General features: G+C 64.4%; 20 protein-coding genes. 8 read left to right on the plus strand and 12 right to left on the minus strand.

Going from position 1 to position 24,153, the window contains the following annotated elements:
* Nucleotides 1-102 precede the first annotated feature (102 nt).
* From ttgA to L6D77_RS05970, 5 genes are all read left to right on the plus strand, one after another.
* Nucleotides 103-1,257, plus strand: a complete 1,155-nt coding sequence (gene ttgA / locus L6D77_RS05950; protein ID WP_232882260.1) for a toluene efflux RND transporter periplasmic adaptor subunit TtgA — start codon at nt 103-105, stop codon at nt 1,255-1,257.
* 3 nt (nt 1,258-1,260) lie between these two features.
* Nucleotides 1,261-4,413, plus strand: coding sequence for a multidrug efflux RND transporter permease subunit TtgB (ttgB, locus tag L6D77_RS05955; RefSeq protein WP_232882259.1), 3,153 nt, complete (start codon nt 1,261-1,263; stop codon nt 4,411-4,413).
* Nucleotides 4,410-5,855, plus strand: a complete 1,446-nt coding sequence (locus L6D77_RS05960) for an AdeC/AdeK/OprM family multidrug efflux complex outer membrane factor (RefSeq protein ID WP_232882258.1) — start codon at nt 4,410-4,412, stop codon at nt 5,853-5,855. Before ttgB ends, L6D77_RS05960 begins: the two co-directional genes overlap by 4 nt.
* 262 nt (nt 5,856-6,117) lie before the next feature.
* Entirely contained in the window at nt 6,118-7,371 is a 1,254-nt protein-coding gene (locus L6D77_RS05965) for an OprD family porin (protein ID WP_232882257.1), read from the plus strand.
* Between the two features lie 193 nt (nt 7,372-7,564).
* Nucleotides 7,565-8,548, plus strand: a complete 984-nt coding sequence (locus L6D77_RS05970) for a LysR family transcriptional regulator (protein WP_232882256.1) — start codon at nt 7,565-7,567, stop codon at nt 8,546-8,548.
* Here the strand turns inward: L6D77_RS05970 and L6D77_RS05975 are convergent.
* Nucleotides 8,448-9,134 (minus strand): Crp/Fnr family transcriptional regulator, encoded by a 687-nt coding sequence (locus L6D77_RS05975; RefSeq protein WP_232882255.1) that lies wholly within the window; start codon nt 9,132-9,134, stop codon nt 8,448-8,450. The genes L6D77_RS05970 and L6D77_RS05975 overlap by 101 nt on opposite strands.
* A gap of 91 nt (nt 9,135-9,225) precedes the next feature.
* On the opposite strand from L6D77_RS05975, the gene L6D77_RS05980 reads away from it, so the two are divergent.
* Nucleotides 9,226-9,750, plus strand: coding sequence for an Mpo1 family 2-hydroxy fatty acid dioxygenase (locus L6D77_RS05980; protein WP_232882254.1), 525 nt, complete (start codon nt 9,226-9,228; stop codon nt 9,748-9,750).
* Nucleotides 9,751-9,860: 110 nt separating this feature from the next.
* Here the strand turns inward: L6D77_RS05980 and pcaC are convergent, their stop codons facing one another.
* The 9 genes from pcaC to pcaR form a co-directional block, all read right to left on the minus strand.
* A complete protein-coding gene (gene pcaC / locus L6D77_RS05985) occupies nt 9,861-10,253 on the minus strand; it encodes a 4-carboxymuconolactone decarboxylase (protein WP_070093782.1) in 393 nt (130 codons plus the stop codon).
* Between the two features lie 11 nt (nt 10,254-10,264).
* Nucleotides 10,265-11,056 (minus strand): 3-oxoadipate enol-lactonase, encoded by a 792-nt coding sequence (gene pcaD / locus L6D77_RS05990; protein ID WP_232882253.1) that lies wholly within the window; start codon nt 11,054-11,056, stop codon nt 10,265-10,267.
* An 11-nt stretch (nt 11,057-11,067) separates the two neighbouring features.
* On the minus strand, nt 11,068-12,420 hold the full coding sequence (locus L6D77_RS05995; protein WP_232882252.1) for a 3-carboxy-cis,cis-muconate cycloisomerase: 1,353 nt from the start codon (nt 12,418-12,420) through the stop codon (nt 11,068-11,070).
* A gap of 9 nt (nt 12,421-12,429) precedes the next feature.
* The gene (locus tag L6D77_RS06000) at nt 12,430-13,719 is read right to left on the minus strand and encodes an MFS family transporter (protein WP_232882251.1); all 1,290 of its coding nucleotides are present in this window, start codon (nt 13,717-13,719) and stop codon (nt 12,430-12,432) included.
* 184 nt (nt 13,720-13,903) lie between these two features.
* Nucleotides 13,904-15,109 carry a 3-oxoadipyl-CoA thiolase gene (pcaF, locus tag L6D77_RS06005; protein WP_232882293.1) on the minus strand — a complete coding sequence of 402 codons (1,206 nt, stop codon included), beginning with the start codon at nt 15,107-15,109 and terminating at the stop codon, nt 13,904-13,906.
* The gene (locus L6D77_RS06010) at nt 15,106-15,885 is read right to left on the minus strand and encodes a CoA-transferase subunit beta (RefSeq protein WP_232882250.1); all 780 of its coding nucleotides are present in this window, start codon (nt 15,883-15,885) and stop codon (nt 15,106-15,108) included. Before L6D77_RS06010 ends, pcaF begins: the two co-directional genes overlap by 4 nt.
* Complete coding sequence (locus L6D77_RS06015) at nt 15,882-16,742, minus strand: CoA transferase subunit A (protein ID WP_232882249.1); 861 nt, start codon at nt 16,740-16,742, stop codon at nt 15,882-15,884. The genes L6D77_RS06010 and L6D77_RS06015 overlap by 4 nt, the downstream gene beginning before the upstream one ends.
* Before the next feature lie 238 nt (nt 16,743-16,980).
* Nucleotides 16,981-18,327, minus strand: a complete 1,347-nt coding sequence (pcaK, locus tag L6D77_RS06020) for a 4-hydroxybenzoate transporter PcaK (protein ID WP_232882248.1) — start codon at nt 18,325-18,327, stop codon at nt 16,981-16,983.
* Between the two features lie 379 nt (nt 18,328-18,706).
* A complete protein-coding gene (pcaR, locus tag L6D77_RS06025) occupies nt 18,707-19,576 on the minus strand; it encodes a pca regulon transcriptional regulator PcaR (protein WP_232882247.1) in 870 nt (289 codons plus the stop codon).
* A 578-nt stretch (nt 19,577-20,154) separates the two neighbouring features.
* Here pcaR and L6D77_RS06030 point away from each other — a divergent pair.
* A complete protein-coding gene (locus tag L6D77_RS06030; protein WP_110993726.1) occupies nt 20,155-20,361 on the plus strand; it encodes a hypothetical protein in 207 nt (68 codons plus the stop codon).
* A 307-nt stretch (nt 20,362-20,668) separates the two neighbouring features.
* Nucleotides 20,669-22,141, plus strand: coding sequence for an inorganic phosphate transporter (locus tag L6D77_RS06035; protein WP_232882246.1), 1,473 nt, complete (start codon nt 20,669-20,671; stop codon nt 22,139-22,141).
* Between the two features lie 73 nt (nt 22,142-22,214).
* Here L6D77_RS06035 and L6D77_RS06040 read toward each other — a convergent pair whose 3' ends face one another.
* Nucleotides 22,215-23,036, minus strand: coding sequence for an ATPase (locus tag L6D77_RS06040; RefSeq protein ID WP_232882245.1), 822 nt, complete (start codon nt 23,034-23,036; stop codon nt 22,215-22,217).
* A gap of 87 nt (nt 23,037-23,123) precedes the next feature.
* Nucleotides 23,124-24,119 (minus strand): NAD-dependent epimerase/dehydratase family protein, encoded by a 996-nt coding sequence (locus L6D77_RS06045; protein ID WP_232882244.1) that lies wholly within the window; start codon nt 24,117-24,119, stop codon nt 23,124-23,126.
* Between the last annotated feature and the right edge of the window lie 34 nt (nt 24,120-24,153).

Raw genomic sequence — 24,153 nt, forward strand, 5'->3', positions numbered from 1 at the left:
AGTATATTCGGTAGCAAGCTATTAATCCACCGGATAGCGTTTTTCTGACAAGACACTTCCACTATTCTTGAGCTCCCTTGCTCCAGCGACCCGAGGATCCTCATGCAATTCAAGCCAGCCGTAACCGCCCTGGTTTCCGCCGTGGCCCTGGCAACCCTGCTCAGTGGCTGTAAGAAAGAAGAAGCCGCGCCCGCGCCGCAGGCTCCTCTGGTCGGCGTCGTCACCGTACAACCCCAGTCCTTCACCCTGACCTCGGAACTGCCGGGGCGCACCTCGGCCTACCGCATCGCCGAAGTCCGTCCACAGGTCAATGGCATCATCCTCAAGCGCCTGTTCAAGGAAGGCAGCGACGTCAAGGAAGGGCAGCAGCTCTACCAGATCGACTCCGCCGTCTACGAAGCCAACCTGGCCAACGCCCAGGCCAACCTGCAGGCTACTCGCTCGCTGGCCGAACGCTACAAGCAGCTGATCGACGAGCAGGCCGTCTCCAAGCAGGAATACGACGACGCCAATGCCAAACGATTGCAGGCAGAAGCCGCGCTCAAGAGCGCCCAGATCGACCTGCGCTACACCAAGGTCCTGGCACCGATCAGCGGTCGCGTCGGCCGTTCCTCGGTCACCGAAGGCGCGCTGGTGAGCAATGGCCAGACCAACGCCATGGCCACCATCCAGCAGCTCGACCCGGTCTACGTCGACGTCACCCAGTCCACCGCCGAGTTGCTCAAGCTGCGCCGCGACCTGGAAAGCGGCCAGCTGCAGAAAGCCGGTGAAAACGCGGCGCAAGTGCAACTGGTGCTCGAAGACGGCAGCCTGTTCAAGCAGCAAGGCCGCCTGGAATTCTCGGAAGTCGCGGTCGACGAAACCACCGGCTCCGTGACCCTGCGTGCGATCTTCCCCAACCCCGACCACACCCTGCTGCCAGGCATGTTCGTTCATGCCCGCCTCAAGGCCGGGGTCAATGCCAACGCCATCCTGGCCCCGCAACAGGGCGTGACCCGCGACCTCAAGGGTGCGCCGACCGCACTGGTGGTCAACCAGGAAAACAAGGTCGAACTGCGCCAGCTCAAGGCCAGCCGTACCCTGGGCAGCGACTGGCTGATCGAGGAAGGCCTGAACCCGGGTGACCGCCTGATTACCGAAGGCCTGCAGTACGTGCGCCCAGGCGTCGAGGTCAAGGTCAGCGAAGCCACCAACGTCAAGAAGCCAGGCGGCCCCGATCAGGCCAACGCGGCGAAAGCAGACGCCAAAGCGGAGTAAACCATGTCGAAGTTCTTTATCGATCGCCCGATCTTCGCCTGGGTGATCGCCCTGGTGATCATGCTGGTCGGCGCCTTGTCGATCCTGAAGCTGCCGATCAACCAGTACCCAAGCATCGCGCCGCCGGCCATCGCCATCGCCGTGACCTACCCGGGCGCCTCGGCGCAGACGGTGCAGGACACCGTGGTGCAGGTGATCGAGCAGCAGCTCAACGGTATCGACAACCTGCGTTATGTGTCGTCGGAAAGTAACTCCGACGGCAGCATGACCATTACCGCCACCTTCGAGCAGGGCACCAACGCCGACACCGCGCAGGTGCAGGTGCAGAACAAGCTCAACCTGGCCACCCCGCTGCTGCCGCAGGAAGTGCAGCAGCAAGGTATCCGCGTCACCAAGGCTGTGAAGAACTTCCTGCTGGTGATCGGCCTGGTGTCCGAAGACGGCGGCATGACCAAGGACGACCTGGCCAACTACATCGTCTCCAACATGCAGGACCCGATCTCGCGGACCGCGGGCGTGGGTGACTTCCAGGTGTTCGGTGCGCAGTACGCCATGCGTATCTGGCTGGATCCGGCCAAGCTCAACAAGTTCCAGCTGACCCCGGTCGACGTGCGCACCGCGGTTGCCGCGCAGAACGTGCAGGTGTCGTCCGGCCAGCTCGGCGGCCTGCCGGCCCTGCCGGGTACCCAGCTCAACGCCACCATCATCGGCAAGACCCGCCTGCAGACCGCCGAGCAGTTCGAAAAGATCCTGCTCAAGGTCAACAGCGACGGCTCCCAGGTACGCCTGGGCGACGTGGCCGAAGTGGGCCTGGGCGGTGAGAACTACGCCGTCAGCGCCCAGTTCAACGGCAAGCCCGCCTCGGGCCTGGCCGTGAAGCTGGCCACCGGCGCCAACGCCCTGGACACCGCCAAGGCGCTGCGCAAGACCATCAGCGACCTGGAACCCTTCTTCCCGCCAGGGGTGAAGGCCGTGTTCCCGTATGACACCACCCCGGTGGTCACCGAATCGATCAGCGGGGTTATCCACACCCTGATCGAAGCCGTGGTCCTGGTGTTCCTGGTGATGTACCTGTTCCTGCAGAACTTCCGCGCCACCATCATCACCACCATGACCGTACCGGTGGTGTTGCTGGGTACCTTCGGTATCCTCGCGGCGGCCGGCTTCAGCATCAACACCCTGACCATGTTCGCCATGGTGCTGGCCATCGGCTTGCTGGTGGACGATGCCATCGTCGTGGTGGAGAACGTCGAACGGGTCATGTCCGAGGAAGGCTTGCCGCCCAAGGAGGCGACCAAGCGCTCGATGGAACAGATCCAGGGCGCGCTGGTGGGTATTGCCCTGGTGCTGTCGGCGGTACTGCTGCCCATGGCCTTCTTCGGCGGCTCCACCGGTGTGATCTACCGTCAGTTCTCGATCACCATCGTTTCGGCCATGGGCCTGTCGGTACTGGTCGCGCTGATCTTCACCCCGGCCCTGTGCGCCACCATGCTCAAGCCGCTGAAAAAGGGCGAGCACCATGTGGCCAAGCGCGGCTTCTTCGGCTGGTTCAACCGTAACTTCGACCGCAGCGTGGTCGGCTACGAACGCAGCGTCGGTACCATCCTGCGCAACAAGGTGCCGTTCCTGCTGGCCTACGCGCTGATCGTGGTCGGCATGATCTGGCTGTTCGCCCGTATCCCCACCGCGTTCCTGCCCGAGGAAGACCAGGGCGTGCTGTTCGCCCAGGTACAGACCCCGGCCGGCTCCAGTGCCGAGCGCACCCAGGTGGTGGTCGACCAGATGCGCGAATACCTGCTCAAGGAAGAAGCCGACACCGTGGCTTCGGTGTTCACCGTGAACGGCTTCAACTTCGCCGGCCGCGGCCAGAGCTCGGGCATGGCGTTCATCATGCTCAAGCCATGGGGTGAGCGTTCGGCCGAGAACAGCGTGTTCAAGCTGTCGCAACGCGCCCAGCAGCACTTCTTCAGCTTCCGCGACGCCATGGTATTCGCCTTTGCCCCGCCTGCGGTGCTGGAGCTGGGTAACGCCACCGGCTTCGACGTGTTCCTGCAGGACCGCGCCGGTGTCGGCCACGTCAAGCTGATGGAAGCGCGCAACCAGTTCCTGGCCAAGGCCGCGCAGAGCAAGATCCTCAGCGCCGTGCGCCCGAACGGCCTGAACGACGAGCCGCAGTACCAGCTGACCATCGATGACGAACGTGCCAGCGCCCTGGGCGTGACCATCGCCGACATCAACAGCACCCTGTCGATCGCCCTTGGCGGCAACTACGTCAACGACTTCATCGACCGCGGCCGGGTCAAGAAGGTCTACATCCAAGGCGCGCCAAACGCGCGGATGAGCCCGGAAGACCTGCAGAAATGGTACGTGCGCAATGGCGCCGGCGAGATGGTGCCGTTCTCCTCGTTCGCCAAGGGCGAGTGGACCTACGGCTCGCCGAAACTGTCGCGCTACAACGGCGTTGAAGCGGTCGAGATCCTCGGTGCCCCGGCCCCGGGCTACTCCACCGGTGAAGCCATGGCCGAAGTCGAGCGCATCGCCGGCGAACTGCCAGCGGGTATCGGCTACTCCTGGACCGGCATGTCCTACGAGGAAAAACTCTCCGGCTCGCAAATGCCGGCGCTGTTCGCCCTCTCGGTCTTGTTCGTGTTCCTCTGCCTGGCAGCGCTGTACGAAAGCTGGTCGATCCCGATCGCCGTGGTACTGGTCGTGCCCCTGGGCATCATCGGTGCGCTGATCGCCACCAGCATGCGCGGGCTGTCCAACGACGTGTACTTCCTGGTCGGCCTGTTGACCACCATTGGCCTTGCGGCGAAGAACGCGATCCTGATCGTCGAGTTCGCCAAGGAACTGCACGAGCAGGGCCGCAGCCTGTACGACGCCGCCATCGAGGCGTGCCGCATGCGTCTGCGCCCGATCATCATGACCTCCCTGGCGTTCATCCTCGGCGTGGTACCGTTGACCATCGCCAGCGGCGCGGGCGCCGGCAGCCAGCATGCCATCGGCACCGGGGTGATCGGCGGCATGATCAGTGCGACCGTGCTGGCCATCTTCTGGGTACCGCTGTTCTTCGTAGCAGTGTCGTCGCTGTTCGGCACCAAAGAGCCGAAAGCCGACGCCACCCCTGAAACTCCACGTTATGAGGCTGGGCAATGACCAAGTCTTTGCTGTCCCTGGCGGTTACCGCCTTCATTCTCGGCGGCTGCTCGCTGATCCCTGACTACCAGACGCCGGAAGCGCCGGTCGCCGCGCAGTGGCCGCAAGGCCCTGCGTACTCGCCGACCGAAACCGCCAACGTCGCCGCTGCCGAACAGGGCTGGCGCCAGTTCTTCCACGACCCGGCGCTGCAGCAGCTGATCCAGAGCTCGCTGGAAAACAACCGCGACCTGCGCGTGGCAGCGTTGAACATCGATGCCTACCGCGCCCAGTACCGCATTGCCCGTGCCGACCTGTACCCGGCTGTTTCTGCCAATGGCAGCGGCAGCCGTCAGCGGGTACCGGGGAACGTGTCGCAAACCGGTGAGGCAGACATCACCAGCCAGTACTCGGCAACCATCGGCGTCAGTGCCTACGAGCTCGACCTGTTCGGTCGCGTGCGCAGCCTGAGCCAGCAGGCCCTGGAAACCTACCTGTCCAGCGAGCAGGCACGCCGCTCCACGCAGATCAGCCTGGTGGCCAGCGTCGCCAACGCCTATTACACCTGGCAGGCCGACCAGGCGCTGCTCAAGCTGACCCAGGAAACCCTGAAAACCTACGAAGAGAGCTACAATCTCACCCGCCGCAGCAACGAGGTGGGTGTGGCGTCGGCGCTCGACGTGAGCCAGGCACGCACCGCCGTGGAAGGCGCCCGGGTCAAGTACGCGCAGTACCAGCGCCTGGTCGCCCAGGACCTCAACAGCCTGACCGTGCTGGTGGGTACCGGCGTGCCGGCCAACCTGCCCGCGCCGCTGGAACTGAACGCCGACCAGCTGGCCGAAGTGCCGGCGGGCCTGCCGTCCGACCTGCTGCAGCGCCGCCCGGACATCCAGGAGGCCGAGCACCTGCTCAAGGCCGCCAACGCCAACATTGGCGCCGCCCGCGCCGCGTTCTTCCCGAGCATCAGCCTGACCGCCAACGCCGGTACCCTGAGCCCGGACATGGGTGGCCTGTTCAAGGGTGGTTCTGGCACCTGGCTGTTCCAGCCGCAGATCAACCTGCCGATCTTCAACGCCGGCAGCCTGAAAGCGAGCCTGGACTACTCGAAGATCCAGAAGGACATCAACGTCGCCAAGTACGAAAAGACCATCCAGACCGCCTTCCAGGAAGTCGCCGATGGCCTGGCCGCACGCAAGACGTTCGAAGAGCAGCTGCAGGCGCAACGTGACCTGGTGGCCGCCAACCAGGACTACTACCGCCTGGCCGAGCGCCGCTACCGCATCGGCATCGACAGCAACCTGACCTTCCTCGATGCCCAGCGCAACCTGTTCAGCGCCCAACAGTCGTTGATCGGCGATCGCCTGTCGCAGCTGGTCAGCGAGGTCAACCTGTACAAGGCGCTCGGCGGTGGCTGGTACGAGCAGACCAACCAGCAAGCGTCGGTACAGTCGCCAAAAGGCTGATCACACCGGCAACAGCATCAAGCCCACCCTAGCGGTGGGCTTTTTGCGTTAACAGGCCCTCCAGTAAAAACGCAAACTAACCACACCGAACATTGCGTTCGATAATCGCCCCATTCCGCTTGCGACGAATTGCCTCGCCCTCCCCCTCCCCCGCACCATCGCCCACGCAACGTTGCACAAGTTCTCACAAAGACGCCCGTCCCCTGCGGCCCGCACCCGCAGCGCCCCGGCTCGCCCAATAAAAACAAGAGATCCACGACAGATGAGCACTTTGCACCCCGCACGCCAGCTGCTGCCCGGCCTGTTGGCCATGTCTTGCGCCCTGCCCGCCCTGGCCGCCGAAAGCGGCTTTTTCGAGGACGCCAAGGCCAGCCTCAACCTGCGCAACTTCTACATCAACCGCAACTTCGTCGACCCGGCCTACCCCCAGGGCAAGGCCGAGGAATGGACCCAGAGCTTCATCCTCGACGCCCGCTCCGGCTTCACCCAGGGCACCGTCGGTTTCGGCCTGGATGTGCTGGGCCTGTATTCGCAGAAACTCGACGGCGGCAAAGGCACCGCTGGCACCCACTTGCTGCCGGTACACGACGATGGCCGCCCGGCCGATGATTTCGGCCGCCTGGGCGTGGCGTTCAAGGCGCGCCTGTCGCAGACCGAACTGAAGGTGGGCGAATGGATGCCGGTGCTGCCGATCCTGCGTTCCGACGATGGCCGCTCGCTGCCGCAGACCTTCCGTGGCGGCCAGCTCACCTCCAAAGAAATCGATGGCCTGACCCTGTATGGCGGCCAGTTCCGCGGCAACAGCCCGCGCAACGACGCGAGCATGGAAGACATGTTCATGCAGGGCCGCGCTGGCGCTACCTCGGACCGCTTCAACTTCGCTGGCGGTGAATACACCTTCAACGACAAGCGCACGATGATTGGGCTATGGGATGCGCAACTCAAAGACATCTACCGCCAGCAGTACCTCAACCTGGTGCACAGCCAGCCATTGGGTGACTGGACCCTGGGCGCCAACCTCGGCTACTTCATCGGCAAGGAAGACGGCAGCGAACGTGCCGGCGAGCTGGACAACCGCACTGCTTCGGCCCTGCTCTCGGCGCGCTACAAGGGGCATACCTTCTACGTTGGCCTGCAGAAGGTCAGCGGCGACGACGCCTGGATGCGGGTCAACGGCACCAGCGGCGGCACCCTGGCCAACGACAGCTACAACTCAAGCTTCGACAACGCCAAGGAACGCTCCTGGCAGGTGCGTCACGACTTCAATTTCGTCACCGTCGGTGTGCCTGGGCTGACCTTGATGAACCGCTATATCAAGGGCGACAACGTGCACACCAGCGCGGTGAACGACGGCAAGGAATGGGCGCGGGAGACCGAGCTGGCTTATGTGGTGCAGTCCGGAGCGCTCAAGGATTTGTCGGTGAAATGGCGTAACTCCACCATGCGCCGGGACTACAGCACCAATGCGTTCGATGAGAACCGGTTGATCGTGAGCTACCCGCTGAATCTGCTTTAACAGGTCCGGCCTCTTCGCGGGCAAGCCCGCTCCCACAGGATTGTGCGCAACCTTGTGGGAGCGGGTTTACCCGCGAAGAGGCCGGCAATCACAACAAAGAACCAAAGCGAATATACAAATCAAATAACATTCTTTGACGTTATATGTAACAAAAGCTAAAACCGAGCCCTGATCCCCGCACCAGAGCCCGAGCATGGACCTCCGCCAACTGCGCTATTTCATCGCCCTCACCGAATACCGCAGTTTCGTCCGCGCCGCCGAAGCCATGGGCATCACCCAACCGGCGTTCAGCCGGGCCATCCAGAACCTCGAACACACCCTCGGCTGCACCCTGGTCGACCGTGGCAACAAAGCCCTGCCCCCCACCCCCGAAGGCCAGGTGGTGCTGCAACACGCCCGACGCCTGGTGCAAGGCGCCGCCCAGCTCAACAACGAGGTGTTGCAAATGACCAAGCTCGACGCCGGTGAACTGCACTTCGGCAGTGGCCCGGCCCTGGCCGTGCGCCTGGTGCCCGAGGCCTTGCAGCAGTTCATCGAGCGCCATCCCGGTATCCGCACCGAACTGCTGGTGGACAACGCCGAACGCCTGGGCCAGGCCCTGCGCCGCGAGCAGATCGAGTTCTTCGTCGACGACATCCGCCCGTTCGAGGCCGACCCGAATTTCCACACCGAAGCGCTCAACCCACGCCCCGGCCTGTTCTTCTGCCGCCCCGGGCACCCGCTGCTGGCCAAGGACAGCCTGTCGACCAACGACCTGTTCGCCTACCCCCTGGCCTGCGCCCTGCTCGCCCCCGGGGTGCGCAAGCGCCTGGCCAACCTCAGCGGGCGCAACGACTTCACCCCGCACCTGCAAACCGAGCACCTGGCGGTGCTGCGCAGCGTGGTGCTGGCCAGTGATGCGGTCGGCAGCGCCAGCGAAGAAGCGGTGGCCGAGGACCTGGCCGCCGGCACCCTGGTGCGCCTGCACTGGCGCAACCTGCCGCCGGGGCTCGAGGTGCTGAGCGTGCGTTGCGGGGTGGTCAGCCGCAGCGGCTATCGCCTGTCGCCGGCGGCGCGGGCGATGATCGAAACCCTGGTCAGCCTGGATGCTGCGCCATTGCCCGCAACCGCGGCGCATCGACAATCTCCACCTCGCCATAGCCCAGGCGCACCACGCCGGCTTGTTCGAGGTTCCTGAGGATCTGGTTGATGGTCTGGCGCGACAGCGACAGCATCAGCGCCAGCTGCTCCTGGGACAGTTGCAGGCGCCACTGGGCGATATCGCGCTCGCCATAGCCCTCGGCGATCTGCAGCAGGCGGTGGGCTACCCGCGGCGCTGCGGCCAGCAGGCTCTGCTGCTCCAGGGCGACGAACACCCAGCGCAGCTTGTGGCTCATCAGCAGCGCCAACTCACGCCAATGCTGTGGTTCGCGCGCCAGCCATTCGAGCAAAGGCGCCTGCGGGAGCCACAGTAAGCGCGTAGCCCCTTCGGCAAAGGCGTCATGGGTGCGTGGCTGGCCATCGAACAGGCTGATCTCGCCGAACCAGTAAGGCGCTTCGACCAGCGTCAACAGCGCCTCCTTGCCCTCGCTGCTGACCGCGCCGACCCGCATCGCCCCTTCCAGTACCGCATACAGCCCACACGGCGCATCGCCACGCTGGAACAGGCATTGCCCCGGCGCCAGCTCGCGGGTTCGGGCCAGGGCCAGCAGGCTATCCTGAACCTTGATGGGCAACTGCCGGAACCATTGCCCGTGCAGCAACTGGGTACGCAGATCGTGCATGGCACCTCGCAAAGCGGACTCTGTCGGCCAGGCGACAGACGACGACGGATGGACGGGGCAAGCTGCGCCTACCCCTGATGGAGGAACAACAATGAAAAACCTCGTCGAACACCTGAGTCAATACGCGGCCTATCACCGCGACCCGCGCAATATCACCACCCACTTCGTCGGTATCCCGCTGATCGTGCTCGCGGTGAGCATCCTGCTGTCGCGACCCGGGTGGGACGTGGCGGGTTTGTGGCTGTCACCGGCACTGTTGCTGGCCACCTGGTCGGTGTGGTTCTACCTGCGCCTGGACCTGCGTTTCGGCCTGGTGATGGGGCTGTTGCTGGGGCTGTGCCTGTGGGCCGGGCAGGCGTTGGCCGTGCAGTCCACTGGGCTGTGGCTGAGCGCCGGGCTGGGGGCTTTCGTGCTGGGCTGGATTATCCAGTTTGTCGGGCATGCCTACGAAGGGCGCAAGCCGGCATTCGTCGATGATGTCAGCGGGCTGATCATCGGGCCGTTGTTCGTGGTGGCGGAGCTGGCGTTCATGGCCGGGCTGTGTGGCGAGTTGAAGAAAGCCGTGGAGGCCAATGCCGGGCCGGTGGCGATCCGCCAGAAGAAAGCCGCAGTCTGACAGCGGCATTGCGTGGGCTTCATCGCTGGCAAGCCAGCTCCCACCGGAGCAGCAAATGCCGGCCCCTGTGGGAGCCGGCTTGCCGGCGATGAGGGCGGCGCCGATTCACCTCACTGCCGCGACTCAACCCCCAACTCATCCCACACCGACTCCGCCAGGTGGAAGGTGGCATTGGCCGCCGGGATGCCGCAGTAGATCGCACTCTGCATGATCACTTCCTTGATCTCTTCGCGGGTCACGCCGTTGTTGGCCGCCGCGCGCAGGTGCAGCTTGAGCTCGTCGTTGCGGTTCATGCCGATCAGCATGGCGATGGTGATCAGGCTGCGGGTATGCCGTGGCAGCCCCGGGCGGGTCCAGATGTCACCCCAGGCATGGCGGGTGATCATTTCCTGGAACTCGCCGTTGAAGTCGTTGAGCTTCTCCAGGCTGCGGTCCACATGGGCATCGCCCAGCACCGCGCGACGCACCTGCATACCGGCGTCGTAGCGTTGTTTCTCATCCATGGCGTGTGTCCTCAGCGGGCCAGCAGGAAATCGAGCACACGGTCGCTGAACGGCGCACCGACTTCGACGTTGGACAGGTGCGCCGCCGGGAACTCGGCGTATTCGGCACCCTTGATGCCCGCTTGCATGAAGCGGCCATGCTCCGGCGTGGTCACCACGTCGGCAGTGCCGGCAACGATCAGCGTCGGCACCTGGATGTGGTTGAGCTGGTCACGGAAATCGGCATCACGCACAGCGGCGCAGTTGCCGGCGTAACCGGCGGGCGAGGTGTGCGCCAGCATCTCGGTGATGCGCTGGGCAATGGCGGGCTCGGCCGCGGCGAAGGCCGGGGTGAACCAGCGCGCAATGGAGGCATCACGCAGGTCACGCATGGCCTGCTGGCCGCCCTTGAGCACGGTGTCGATGCGGGTATTCCACACCTCGTCGTTGGCGATTTTCGCCGCGGTGTTGCACAGGGTCAGGCTGAGCAGGCGCGCGCCTGCATTGATGCCCAGCCACTGGCCGATCAGGCCGCCCATGGACAGGCCGACGAAGTGGGCCTTCTCGATATCCAGCGCGTCGAGCAGCGCCAGCACATCGTTGCCCAGTTGTTCGATGCTGTAGGGCCCCTCGCTGACCACCGAGGCACCGTGGCCACGGGTGTCGTAGCGCAGCACGCGAAAGTGCTCGCTCCAGGCCGGGATCTGCGTGTCCCACATGCCCAGGTCGGTACCCAGCGAGTTGGACAACACCAGCACCGGGGCATGCGCCGGGCCGTCGAGTTGGTAATGCAGTACGCCATCGGCCAGTTGCACGTGCGCCACAGCGGTCTCCTTCAGGCAATGAAACGTTGATGTTCGGCCACGGCACGCGCCACCCAGACGCGGGCCTGGCCGAGGTAATGGGCAGGGTCGAGCAGGCGGTCGAGCTCGTCGGCAGGCAGTTCGGCGCTGACCTGCGGCTCGTCACCCAGCACGGCGCGCAGGTGGCGTTGCTCGGCCACCGCGCGCTGGCAGCATTGCTCCAGCAAATGGTGGGCGCGGTCGCGGCCCAGGCGCTGGGCCAGGACGATGCTGACCGCTTCGGCCAGCACCAGCCCCTGGGTGAGGTCAAGGTTGCGGCGCATGCGTTCGCTGTCCACTTCCATGCCCTCGGCGATCACCTGGGCCTGGCGCAGCGCGCCGGACACCAGGCAGCAGATGTCGGGCAGGGTTTCCCATTCGGCGTGCCACAGGCCCAGGCTGCGTTCGTGCTCCTGGGGCATGGCGCTGAACAGCGTCGACACCAGCCCCGGTACACGGGTGGCGGCACCGATCAGCACCGCCGCACCCACCGGGTTGCGCTTGTGCGGCATGGTCGAGGAGCCGCCCTTGCCCGGCGCGGAGGGTTCGAACAGCTCGCCCGCCTCGGTCTGCATCAACAGGCTGACATCACGGCCGAACTTGCCCAGGCTGCCGGCGATCAGGCCCAGCACCGCGGCGAACTCAACCAGTCGGTCGCGCTGGGTGTGCCAGGGCTGCTCGGGCAACGTCAATTGCAGGTGTTCGGCCAAGGCTTCGGCCACCGGCAACGCCTTGCTGCCCAGCGCCGCCAGGCTGCCGGAAGCACCACCGAACTGCAGCACCAGCAGGCGCGGGCGCAGCTCTTTCAAGCGCTGACGATGACGGGTCAGGGCGCCGAGCACACCGGCCAGCTTCATCCCCAGGGTCACTGGCGTGGCGTGTTGCAACCAGGTGCGGCCCACCAGTGGCGTGTCGGCATGCTGCAGGGCCTGGCGGGCCAAGGTGTCGGCCAAGGTGCCGAGGTCGCTCTCGATCAGCGTCAGCGCATCACGCAGCTGCAGCACCAGGCCAGTGTCCATCGCGTCCTGGCTGGTTGCGCCCAGGTGCACATAGCGCTCGGCCTCGGGCACGCCACTGGCGATGACCTTGCCCAACGCCTTCACTAGCGGGATCGCCGAATTGCCGGCGGTGGCGATGGCATCGGCCAATGCCCGCACGTCGTAGCGCTCGGCCTTGCAGGCGGCCTCGATCGCCGGCACCACCGCGTGTGGCACCAGCCCGGCAGCGGCTTCGGCACGGGCCAGGGCCGCCTCGAAATCGAGCATGCCCTGCAGCCGGCCACGGTCGGAAAAGACTTCGCGCATGGCCGGGGCGGTGAAGTAGGCGTCGAACAGTTGGTTGCTCATGCAACGTCCTTAGTGATCATCGTGCAGGTACTCCGCCTGCTTGGGCAGGCGCAGGCTGAACAGGAAGGCCACCGCCATCATGGCGGTCACGTACCAGTAGAAGGTGTTCTCCATGCCCAGGGTCTTCAAGCCCAGGGCCACGTACTCGGCCGAACCGCCGAACACCGCGTTGGCGATCGCATAGGCCAGCCCTACCCCCAGCGCCCGCACCTGCGGCGGGAACATCTCGGCCTTCACCAGGCCGCTGATCGAGGTGTAGAAACTGACGATGCACAGCGCCAGGGTCACCAGCACGAAGGCCATGAACGGGCTGCTCACGGTCTTCAGCGCCATCAGCAGCGGCACGGTGAACAGGGTGCCCAGGGCACCGAACAGCAGCATCGAGTTGCGCCGGCCGATACGGTCGGAAAGCATGCCGAACACCGGCTGCAGGATCATGAACAGGAACAGTGCGCCGGTCATCACGAAACTGGCGCTCTTGGCGTTCATGCCGGCCGTGTTGACCAGGTACTTCTGCATGTAGGTGGTGAAGGTGTAGAAGATCAGCGAGCCGCCGGCGGTGTACCCCAACACGGTGATGAAGGCGGCGGCGTGGTTGCGGAACAGGCCACTGATCGAGCCTGCGTCCTTGTTCTGACGCGTCTCGGCGCTGCTGGTTTCTTCCAGGGAGCGGCGCAGCATCAGCGAGATCAGCGCGGCAACCGCGCCGACCACGAACGGGATACGCCAGCCGTAGGCGCGCAGTTCTTCTTCGCTCAGCAATTGCTGCAGGATGACCACCACCAGCACCGCCAGCAACTGGCCGCCGATCAGGGTGACGTACTGGAACGAGGCGAAGAAGCCACGCTGACCGCGCAGCGCCACTTCACTCATGTAGGTGGCGGTAGTGCCGTACTCGCCGCCCACCGACAGGCCCTGGATCAGCCGCGCCAACAGCAGCAGCGCCGGCGCCCAGGCACCGATGCTGGCGTAGGTCGGCAGGCAGGCGATGATCAAGGAGCCGAAACACATCATCAGCACCGAGGTCATCAATGAATTCTTGCGCCCGTGACGGTCGGCCAGGCGGCCGAAGATCCAGCCACCGATGGGCCGCATCAGGAAACCCGCGGCGAACACGCCCGCCGTGTTGAGCAGCTGCACCGTGGGGTCGTCGGAGGGGAAGAAGGCCGGGGCAAAATAGATGGCGCAAAAGGCGTAGACATAGAAGTCGAACCATTCCACCAGGTTGCCCGACGAGGCACCGACGATGGCGAAGATGCGTTTGCTGCGCTCTTCGCCGGTGTAATAGGTTGAGGTCATGGTGCGTTTACTCCTGGAGGGTCACAGGTAAGTCTAGACATACCTGGTTACACACTCGTTCCGCATGGGGGCTGGCCATTAGCCCTGTGCCTTGCAGGTCCGGCCTCTTCGCGGGCAAGCCCGCTCCCACAGGATGGCGTGGTCCCTGTGGGAGCGGGTTTACCCGCGAAGAGGCCGGTACAGGTCAGACCCGCTCGATGGCCAGCGCCAACCCCTGCCCAACCCCCACACACATGGTCGCCAGGCCTTTCCGCCCGCCGCTCTTCTCCAGCTGATGCAACGCCGTCAGTACCAACCGCGCACCGCTCATGCCCAGCGGGTGGCCAAGGGCGATGGCGCCGCCATTGGGGTTCACCTGCGGCGCATCATCCGCCACACCCAGTTCGCGCAGCACCGCCAGGCCCTGGCTGGCGAAGGCTTCGTTGAGCTCGATGACATCGAAATCTGCCACGGCAACGCCCAGGCGCTCGGTCAGCTTGCGCACCGCCGGCACCGGGCCGATGCCCATCACCCGTGGTGCCACACCGGCGCTGGCCATGCCCAGCACCCGGGCCCGTGGGGTCAGGCCGTGTTTCTTCACGGCTTCGGCCGAGGCGAGGATCAGCGCAGCGGCACCGTCGTTGACGCCCGAGGCGTTGCCGGCGGTGACGGTCTTGTCCGGGCCATTGACCGGTTTGAGCCGGGTCAGCGCTTCGAGGGTAGTGTCCGGGCGCAGGTGCTCGTCGTGCTCGACCAGGGTCTCGCCCTTCTTGTGCGCGATGCGCACCGGCACGATCTCTTCGGCGAAGAAGCCAGCGGCCTGCGCGGCACCCGCCTTCTGCTGGCTGCGCAGGGCGAAGGCGTCCTGGTCGGCACGCGACACCTGATAGTCATCGGCGACGTTGTCGGCCGTCTCGGGCATGGCGTCGACGCCGTACTGGGCCTTCATCAACGGGTTGATGAAGCGCCAGCCGATGGTGGTGTCTTCCAGTTTCATGTTGCGCGAAAAACCGCTCTCGGCCTTGCCCATGACGAACGGCGCACGCGACATCGACTCGACGCCGCCGGCAATGGCCAGCTCCATCTCGCCGCTGGCGATGGCGCGGAAGGCGGTGCCGATGGCATCCATGCCCGAAGCGCACAGTCGATTGAGGGTCACCCCCGGCACGCTGTCCGGCAGGCCGGCCAGCAGCAGGGCCATGCGCGCGACGTTGCGGTTGTCTTCACCGGCCTGGTTGGCACAGCCGAAGAACACTTCGTCGAGCTGGTCCCACTGCACGCTCGGGTTACGTTCGATCAGCGCCTTGAGCGGCACGGCTGCCAGGTCATCGGCGCGCACGCCGGCCAGGGCGCCGCCAAAGCGGCCAATGGGGGTGCGGATGGCGTCGCAGATGAATACGTCACGCATCAGGCTTCTCCTGCCACTTGCCCATGGGCGGCGGCGGTGCGGGCTTCGAGGTCACGCAGCGCGGTCAGCTCGACCTCGCTCGGCGCCGCAGTCTCCTGGGCGTTGTCGGCAAAGCGGATCGCCCAGCCGGTGGCGTTGATGATCTGCTCGCGGGTCACGCCCGGGTGGATCGAGGTCACGACAAACTCATGGGTGCCGGCTTCCGGCTCCATGATGCACAGATCGGTGATGATGCCGACTGGCCCTTCGCCCGGCAGGCCCAGGCGCTTGCGCGAGTCGCCGCCTTCGCCGTGGCCGACCGAGGTGATGAAGTCGAGCTTGTCGACGAACGCCCGGGGCGACTGTTTGAGGATGATCAGCACCTGCTTGGCGGAGCCGGCGATCTCCGGCGCGCCGCCAGCCCCCGGCAGGCGGGTCTTCGGCGCGTGGTAGCCACCGACCACGGTGGTGTTGATGTTGCCGAAGCGGTCTACCTGGGCGGCGCCGAGGAAGCCCACGTCGATGCGCCCGCCCTGCAGCCAGTAACGGAAGATTTCGCCGGTCGGCACCACGGTGTCGGCGGTTTCCGCCAGTTCACCATCGCCAATCGACAGCGGCAGCACGCTGGGCTTGGCACCGATCGGGCCGGACTCGTAGATCAGCACCACGTCGGGCGACGAAGTCAGGCGCGCCAGGTTGGCGGCCTTGGACGGCAGGCCGATGCCGACGAAGCAGACAGCACCGTTGCGCAGGCGACGGGCGGCGGCGACGGTCATCATTTCGGAAGTGGAGTAGCTCATTGCGCGGCCTCCGCGGTGCTGGCCAGCTTGGCCTGGAATTCGGTGAAATCGGTGGTGCCACGGATGTAGGTGTCGATCCAGGCGCTGAAGGTTTCGCGGTTGCGGGCAATCGGGTCCCAGGCCTGGTAGAAGCGGTTGTCACGCTCGTAGTAACCGTGGGCGTAGGACGGGTGGGCGCCGCCCGGCACCAGGCACACCGCGCTCAGGGCCCAGGTTGGCAGCACGCAGGCGTTCATCGGTGCGTTGAGGTCGTCGACGATCTCTTCGACGGTGACGATGCAGCGCTTGGCCGCCAGGGCCGCTTCCTTCTGTACGCCAAGGATGCCCCACAGCAGCACGTTGCCCTTACGGTCGGCTTTCTGCGCGTGGATCACGGTGACGTCCGGGCGCACCGATGGCACGGCGGCGAGCACTTCGCCGGTAAACGGGCAGGTGACGCTCTTGATCAACGGGTTGACCTTGGGCAGGTCGGAGCCGGCGTAGGCGCGCAGCACCGCGAACGGCAGGCCGGAAGCACCCGCGACGTAGGCGTTGGCCAGGTCGGCGTGGCTGTGCTCTTCGATCTCGATGGCATGCGGCCACTGCTTTTCCACCGCGTCACGCAGGCGGTGCAGCGAACCCACACCCGGGTTGCCGCCCCAGGAGAAGATCAGCTTGCGCGCACAGCCGGCACCGATCAGCTGGTCGTAGATCAGGTCCGGGGTCATGCGCACCAGGGTCAGGTCGCGCTTGCCCTGGCGGATGATCTCGTGGCCGGCGGCGGTCGGGATCAGGTGGGTGAAGCCTTCGAGGGCGACGCTGTCGCCATCCTGGATGAACTGCTTCACGGCATCGTGAAGCGAGAGGATTGCTGCCATTGGAGACTCCTGGTCAGGACGAGCCGGGTCGGTGAGCAGCGGGCCCATGCGTCGCTGCGATGGGCTCAGATTAAGGAGACTGACGGGGCGGTTACAATCCGATAATCGCACTTATGTGCGATTATCGAACCGTTTGTTACTCTGCTATTCATCTATGCCAGGCCGGCTCTCCCCTTGCGGGAGTCACTGTCTGGCGCAGCTTTCTGGAGGAGCGGCCTTGTGCCGCTCCTCCAGAACCTCAGGTCGCGTCGGCGTGGCTCACCAAACCTTTGACCACCACGCCCACGGTAGCCAGCGCGGCCGGTACCAGCAAAGCCGTCAGCACCTGCTCGAAATTCCAGCCCAACCCCAGCAGCGTTGCCCCGCTCCAGGCGCCGAGGATCGCACCGAAACGGCCGATGCCGAGCATCCACGATACGCCGGTGGCACGCCCTTGGGTGGGGTAGAAACGCGCCGCCAACGAAGGCATGGCCGACTGCGCACCGTTGACGCACATGCCCGCCACCAGCACCAGGGTCGCCAACAGGGTGATGTTGCCCAGGCTCTGCCCCACCGCGTAGGCAAATACGCCGGCCAGCAGGTAGAAGATGCCGATCACCTTGTGCGGGTTGAAACGGTCCATGGCCCAACCTACGCCCACGGCGCTGAGCACACCGCCGAACTGGAACAACGCGCCGATGAACGCGGCCTGCTCCATGCTCGCGCCGCTGTCGCGCATCAGCGTCGGCAGCCAGCTGGTCAACAGGTAGACGATCACCAGGCCCATGAAATAGGTCAGCCACAGCAGCACGGTGCCCAGGCCATAGGTGCCGGAGAAGATCACCGCGAACACGTTGCGTGCCGCCACCGCCTTCTGCTCAGGCACACTGAAGCTCGCCGCCTGGGCCACCACCTGGGGGGCGATCGGCGCCAGCGTCTTGCGCACCTTGTCGCTGCCACGATTGCGCACCACCAGGAACCGTGCCGACTCCGGCAGCCACACCAGCAGCACCACCGCCAGCAACAGCGGCAGCACGCCACCGATCACCAGCAGGCTGTGCCAGCCGTAGGCCGGGATCAACTTGGCGGAGATGAAACCACCGCCGGCCATGCCCAGGTTGAAGCCGCAGAACATGCTGGTCACCAGCAACGACTTGAGGCGCTCGGGGGTGTACTCGGAGAGCAGCGTGGTGGCGTTGGGCATGCCCGCACCCAATCCCAGGCCGGTGAGGAAGCGCAGCACCAGCAACTGGTCGACATTGGTTGCATAGGCCGAGGCCAGACTGAAGCCACCGAACACCAGCACCGCGCCCACCAGCACGCCCTTGCGCCCGAAACGGTCGGCCAGCGGCCCGGAGCCCAGTGCACCGAATACCATACCGATCAGCGCGGCACTCATGACCGGGCCAAGGCTTGCACGGTCGATACCCCATTCCTGGGAAAGCGCCGGGGCAATGAAGCCCATCGCCGCAGTGTCCAGCCCATCAAGGAAGACAATAAGAAAGCACAGGATCACCACACGCCATTGATACCGGGACAGTGGCTGGTCGTTGATGAACGACTGAACGTCGAGGCAGTTGCCGACGGTTGATTGCGGTTTGTTCATTGTTGTTATCCGGAAGATAGGCGCAGGCAGGCGACTGCGTACATACATACGCAGGAACGATAAGTTTCGCAGGGAAACAGCGGACTGGGTTCAGCCGGAGTTGAGCGGTAGCGTGCGCGGGTGCGGCCGCGACAGCAAAAGATGCGTATTCATCAAGGAGCCCTTTTGGCCTGTTGTTATTGTCAGGTCGGCACAGCCGACTTGTGCGACAGACATTAATCAGCGGGCCGGGCCTGCGCAATTCGTCGAACACGACATTGTGCGTTTATCGAACAGGAAACTTTCCGACTGTTCGATTTTGGTGCATGTGGGAGCAACTGCCTTGCACGATTTTTGTAGGAGCGGACGAGCAAGCCCGCCCCCACAAGCAGTCGAGTAATCAACCAAACAGCTGATGGCAAAGATCGCGGCTGGCCGCCAGCAGGATCGGCAGGAAGCGTTGCTCCAGCTCGCTACGGCTGACCCGCCCGACATGGGTGCTGACGTTCAGCGCCGCCAGCACCTGGCCGGAGGCGTCATAGACAGGCACGGCAATCGAGCGCAGGCCTTGCTCCAGCTCCTGGTCGACCACGCACCAGCCCTGCTCGCGCACCTGCTGGATACAGGCGAACAACGACTGCGCATCGTGCAGGGTACGGCTGGTGCGAGCCTTGAGGTCGGCACGGTCCAGGTATTCGTGCAGGCTGGCATCGTCCAGCGCCGCCAGAAGAATGCGCCCCATCGACGTGCAGTAGGCCGGCAGGCGCCCGCCAACCGAAAGGTCGACCGAAATCAGCCGCTCGACGGTGGCCGAGCGTGCGATGTAAAGAATGTCGTCGCCCTCGAGCGTGGCCATGTTGGCCGCTTCGTGCAGCTGGTCGCTGATGCGATCCAGGTAGGGCTGCGCTGAAACCGCCAGCGGCGTCGAGGACAAATAGGCGTGGCCGAGGGTCAGCACCTTGGGCAGCAGCGAGTAGGTGCGACCGTCGGTCGTCGCGTAGCCAAGCTTCATCAAGGTGTGCAGGCAGCGGCGCACGGCAGCCCGTGGGATCTCGGTACGGTGGCTGATCTGGGCGATGGTGAGGTGGCGCTTGCGCTCCTGGAACGCCTGGATCACTGCCAGGCCACGGGCCAGAGAGGTCATGAAGTCCGGGTCACCGGTGAAGGCCTGGATGCGTTTGGCCGCCGAGGCCACGATCGGCGGGGCCATGGCCGGCGTGGTGCTGCGCGCGGGGTCGTTGGCCACCGGGCCGCTGGTTTCATCGCTCATGGAGCTGCCTCATAAAAAACGCTGGTTTGTGCGATTATCGAACGAACGGCCGATAATCGCAATTGACCGCTGACACTTTTGCTTATACCTTTCCCCTGCCACATGTGGCTTCTTTGGAGAGACTGGTCAGGTACCCACCGTAGAAGTCTCAGGCAACGGCCTCGCCCACCCGCGAGGCCGTTTTTATTTCAGCCCTGCTGGCTTGAACTTTAAACCCGGTGGCTTGAACTTACAGTGTCTGCACGCAGATACTCACAGGCTGCAGGCGATAACAACTTGCAGGGTTTTGTCAGCGGCCAGTAAAGAACGATGGCCTTCGTTCGGGCTGTTGCTATAATCGTTTAGGTTGATTGCCCGCAAGCCATGCGGATCCCATCAGCTAACTTTCGTCGCTTGCCGACCTTCAAGCCAACGCCTCGGTTTGGCTTGCCCGGTGTTGAACAAGGGCACTTTCCGGTTACCTTGAACTTGCCACCTCGGCGTCGCTACGACGGATATTTCGCGTTGAACAGATACGCCAGCACATGCCATGTGCTGGTCTATGCCAACGCCAAACTTCAAACTCTTCAGGTATGACTGTGACGAAAGAAGAACTGCGCGCGGAACTCGAGCGACAGGCTGAACGTTACAAGGATGTTTACGGTGGCGAAGTTACCACCTATGCCGCACAACCCGACCCGGAACGTAAACCCTGGCGCAAGCGCGCAAGCATTCGCGACCAGGCGTTCGCCCAGGAGCTGGAAAAGATGGAGAAGGATCTGCACAGCGACGGCGAACGTAGCTGACTGATATCACCGCGCCATCGGTCATCAACCGTCGGCGCGCCAGCATCTTTACCAAAACACCCCGGGTGAAATGGAATTACACAAATTTCATACGGGCGTTTGAGCAGATTCCCACACAAAGATTTTCAGTCAAATCTTTGATTTTTAGGGAATTTAGTGAATTTTTGCTGCCTGTTCGCTGCTACCCATCAGCAACTGGCGAAAGCCCTGCGCGAACGGTCATCCGTCATCGTTCTGTGGCAGGTGCATCGATTTCCAGGGTTTTCTGGCATAATCCCGCCCCCCTAAAGACCGCCAGACAACCTTCATGATCGATTTATTCAGCGGACTGGATGCCTGGGTCGTCGTGAGCCTGATGCTCGCTCTGACCTTCGTTCTCGCCTTCGAGTTCATCAATGGCTTTCATGACACCGCCAACGCGGTAGCCACTGTCATCTATACCAAAGCCATGCCACCGCACCTGGCCGTATTCTTCTCCGGGGTGTTCAACTTCCTCGGGGTGCTGCTCGGCGGCGTCGGCGTGGCCTATGCCATCGTCCACCTGTTGCCGGTGGAACTGCTGATCAACGTGAACACCGGCCACGGCCTGGCCATGGTCTTCTCGTTGCTGGCCGCAGCCATCACCTGGAACCTGGGCACCTGGTACTTCGGCATCCCCGCCTCCAGTTCGCACACCCTGATCGGTTCGATCCTTGGCGTGGGCCTGGCCAACGCGCTGATCAGCGATATCCCGCTGGGCGATGGCGTCAACTGGCAGAAAGCGATCGATATCGGCATGTCGCTGGTGCTTTCGCCCATGGCCGGCTTCGCCGTTGCCGCACTGGTGCTGCTGAGCCTGAAGTGGTGGCGCCCGCTGTCGAAGATGCACAAGACCCCGGACCAGCGCCGCAAGCTCGACGACAAGAAGCACCCGCCGTTCTGGAACCGCCTGGTACTGGTGATCTCCGCCATGGGCGTGAGCTTCGTGCACGGCTCCAACGACGGCCAGAAAGGCATCGGCCTGATCATGCTGGTACTGATCGGTATCGTCCCGGCCAAGTTCGTGCTCGACCTGAACAGCACCACCTACCAGATCGAACGCACCCGCGACGCCACCCTGCACATGAGCCAGTTCTACGAGCGCAATGCGGCGACGCTGGGTGAGTTCCTGGCACTGGGCAAGGCCAAGTCGAGCGACCTGCCGGAGCAGTTCAGCTGTAACCCGCAGCAGACCGAGCCGACCATTGCCGCGCTGCAATCGTCGCTGCAAGGTGTGACCGACTACCGCGCCCTGAGCGCCGAAAAACGCGTTGAAGTACGCCGCTACCTGCTGTGCCTGGACGACACGGCGAAGAAGGTCGGCAAGCTGCCAGGCCTGGAGCCACGCGAAAAGGCCGACCTTGAGAAGCTGCGCAAGGACCTCACCGCCACCACCGAGTACGCGCCGTTCTGGGTGATCGTCGCCGTCGCCCTGGCCCTGGGCCTGGGTACCATGGTTGGCTGGAAACGCGTGGTACTGACCGTCGGCGAGAAGATCGGCAAGCAGGGCATGACCTATGCCCAGGGCATGTCGGCACAGATCACCGCCGCCTGCGCCATCGGCATGGCCAACATCTTCAGCCTGCCGGTGTCGACCACCCACGTACTGTCGTCAGGCGTGGCCGGTACCATGGTCGCCAACAAGAGCGGCCTGCAAGGCGGCACCGTGAAGACCATCCTGCTGGCCTGGGTACTGACCCTGCCGGCAACGGTGGGCCTGTCCGCCGGCCTGTTCTGGCTGGCGATCAAGGCGATGGGCTGAACCCCGTCAGCATGAAAAAAGGCGCCTTCGGGCGCCTTTTTCATGGTCCGGGCAAGCGCCCGTCCCTGACCGGTCAGGGACGGGCGTTGATCTGCTGCTGCAGGTTCTGGATCTGACTCTGCAGGGTATTGATGTTGCGGGTGGTCTGCCCGCGGAACGCATCGAACTCCTGCACCGAAGCGCCCCCGGCCGGCTGCGCCGAGCGGTTGTCGGCCTGGCTCTTGAGCACCAGCACATCCTGCTCCAGGCTTTCGATTGCCGCGCTCGGGTTGCGCTTTTTCAGCGCCTCCACCTCGGTGCTCAGGCTTTTCAGCTGACCATCGAGCTTGCCACCGTCCAGCTGACCCGACTTCAACGCCGCCAGTTCCGTATTCACGGCCTTCAACTGCGCTTGCAGTTGCCCCTGCAATTCGGTCACGGCTTTCTGCTGCTCACGGGTATCCGCCAGCACCTGCTCCAGGCGCTTGCCCAGGTCGCCCGCCTGGCCGGCAACGCCCTGCTGCTGCTTGCCCTGCTCGGCCAGGTTGGCCTGCAACTGACGGATCTGCAGTTTCAACGCCTCACTGCCGGTGGTGCTGCTCGACTCGCTGGCGTCGACCTTGCCACTGATTGCCTGCAGGCGCCCGGCCGCTTCTTCACTGATGCGGGCGAAGCTTTCCTGGGTGGCCACCAGTTGCTGCTCCATCAGCGAGAGCTGCTGAAAACTCCACCAGCCGAGCCCGGCCAGGCCAATGAACGAGGCCCCCAGCAACGCCCAAAGCGGGCCATTGCTGCGCGGCTGCGCGGCTTGTTGGCGGCTGCGCGCGACATGGGCAGGCAGCAATTCATCGTCATCGGGGGTGCCGGCGCGCAGGGCAGGCACGTCGTCGAAATCGTCGTGGGCGTCGTTACGCATGGGTGCATTCAACCGCTGTGGTAGCAAAGAGGCATGAGTATAAACCGCCAAGGCGGCGCACTGCAGACCATCATCCCGGCAGCAGGTTCACGGGTTGCCCGGCTGCGCTTTCCACCAATGGCAGAATTCATCCAGCGCGGCCCAGGTATCGGTCTTGGGGCGATAGTCCAGGTACTGGCGGGCACGGCTGATGTCGAGGGTGAAGTCCTTGCTCATTACCTGCATCGCAGTACGGGTAAGGGTTGGCTGCGGACGGCCCGGCCAGAGCAGGCAGGCGGCCTCGTTGACTGCCGCCAGGCTGTAGGCCAGGCCAAAACTGCGATAGCGGGTGACCTGCGGCAGCTGCATCCGGCGCATGACGTAGTTCACCACGTCCCACAGCGGCAGCGGGTGGCCGTTGCTGATGTTATAGGCCTGCCCCAGTGCCTGTTCTTCGGCGAACAGCGCGCTGAGCAACGCTTCGTTGAGGTTGTGCACGCTGGTGAAGTCGACCTTGTTCAGGCCGTTGCCGATGATCGCCACACGCCCCTTGCGCTGCATGCGCATCAGCCGCGGGAAGATGCTGGCATCGCCCGCCCCGGTGACGAAACGCGGCCGCAGGGCCAGCACTTCCAGGCCGAACTCCTGGGCACCGAACACCTTCTGCTCGGCCAGGTGCTTGGTCAATCCGTAGTGATCGTGAAATCGCCGTGGCACCTGCTCTTCACGGATATCACGCTGGGAGCGGCCATTGAAGTAGATCGACGGCGACGACAGGTGCACCAGGCGTCGCACATGCTCCTTGATGCAGCCTTCGACCACGTTCTCGGTCAGCACCACATTGCCCTGGTAGAAGTCCTGGTAGCGCCCCCAGTTGCCCACCGCGCCTGCGCAATGCACAACGGCGTCGACCCCCTGGTACAGTCGCCGGGCCAGTTCAGCGTCGCCCAGGTCGCCGGGGATGAACTGCGCGCCGCGCTTGACCAGGTGCTCCACGCCCTCCGCACGCCGGCCGTTGACCCGTACCTCCAGGCCCTGCTCCAGGGCAAAGCGCGCAAAGCGCCCGCCGATGAAGCCGCTCGCGCCGGTGACCAGAATTCGCATGTAACACTCCGCCTTGCCAGATTTCAGATGCAGC

Origin of the sequence: Pseudomonas parasichuanensis (genome assembly GCF_021601385.1) — a bacterium.
Taxonomy (GTDB): domain Bacteria; phylum Pseudomonadota; class Gammaproteobacteria; order Pseudomonadales; family Pseudomonadaceae; genus Aquipseudomonas; species Aquipseudomonas parasichuanensis.

What these genes read in the sequence shown, in the direction of transcription:
- ttgA (WP_232882260.1), top strand. Translation starts at nt 103, where the DNA reads ATGCAATTCAAGCCAGCCGTAACCGCCCTGGTTTCCGCCGTGGCCCTG.
- ttgB (WP_232882259.1), top strand. Translation starts at nt 1,261, where the DNA reads ATGTCGAAGTTCTTTATCGATCGCCCGATCTTCGCCTGGGTGATCGCC.
- L6D77_RS05960 (WP_232882258.1), top strand. Translation starts at nt 4,410, where the DNA reads ATGACCAAGTCTTTGCTGTCCCTGGCGGTTACCGCCTTCATTCTCGGC.
- L6D77_RS05965 (WP_232882257.1), top strand. Translation starts at nt 6,118, where the DNA reads ATGAGCACTTTGCACCCCGCACGCCAGCTGCTGCCCGGCCTGTTGGCC.
- L6D77_RS05970 (WP_232882256.1), top strand. Translation starts at nt 7,565, where the DNA reads ATGGACCTCCGCCAACTGCGCTATTTCATCGCCCTCACCGAATACCGC.
- L6D77_RS05975 (WP_232882255.1), bottom strand. Translation starts at nt 9,134, where the DNA reads ATGCACGATCTGCGTACCCAGTTGCTGCACGGGCAATGGTTCCGGCAG.
- L6D77_RS05980 (WP_232882254.1), top strand. Translation starts at nt 9,226, where the DNA reads ATGAAAAACCTCGTCGAACACCTGAGTCAATACGCGGCCTATCACCGC.
- pcaC (WP_070093782.1), bottom strand. Translation starts at nt 10,253, where the DNA reads ATGGATGAGAAACAACGCTACGACGCCGGTATGCAGGTGCGTCGCGCG.
- L6D77_RS05995 (WP_232882252.1), bottom strand. Translation starts at nt 12,420, where the DNA reads ATGAGCAACCAACTGTTCGACGCCTACTTCACCGCCCCGGCCATGCGC.
- L6D77_RS06000 (WP_232882251.1), bottom strand. Translation starts at nt 13,719, where the DNA reads ATGACCTCAACCTATTACACCGGCGAAGAGCGCAGCAAACGCATCTTC.
- L6D77_RS06010 (WP_232882250.1), bottom strand. Translation starts at nt 15,885, where the DNA reads ATGAGCTACTCCACTTCCGAAATGATGACCGTCGCCGCCGCCCGTCGC.
- L6D77_RS06015 (WP_232882249.1), bottom strand. Translation starts at nt 16,742, where the DNA reads ATGGCAGCAATCCTCTCGCTTCACGATGCCGTGAAGCAGTTCATCCAG.
- pcaK (WP_232882248.1), bottom strand. Translation starts at nt 18,327, where the DNA reads ATGAACAAACCGCAATCAACCGTCGGCAACTGCCTCGACGTTCAGTCG.
- pcaR (WP_232882247.1), bottom strand. Translation starts at nt 19,576, where the DNA reads ATGAGCGATGAAACCAGCGGCCCGGTGGCCAACGACCCCGCGCGCAGC.
- L6D77_RS06035 (WP_232882246.1), top strand. Translation starts at nt 20,669, where the DNA reads ATGATCGATTTATTCAGCGGACTGGATGCCTGGGTCGTCGTGAGCCTG.
- L6D77_RS06040 (WP_232882245.1), bottom strand. Translation starts at nt 23,036, where the DNA reads ATGCGTAACGACGCCCACGACGATTTCGACGACGTGCCTGCCCTGCGC.
- L6D77_RS06045 (WP_232882244.1), bottom strand. Translation starts at nt 24,119, where the DNA reads ATGCGAATTCTGGTCACCGGCGCGAGCGGCTTCATCGGCGGGCGCTTT.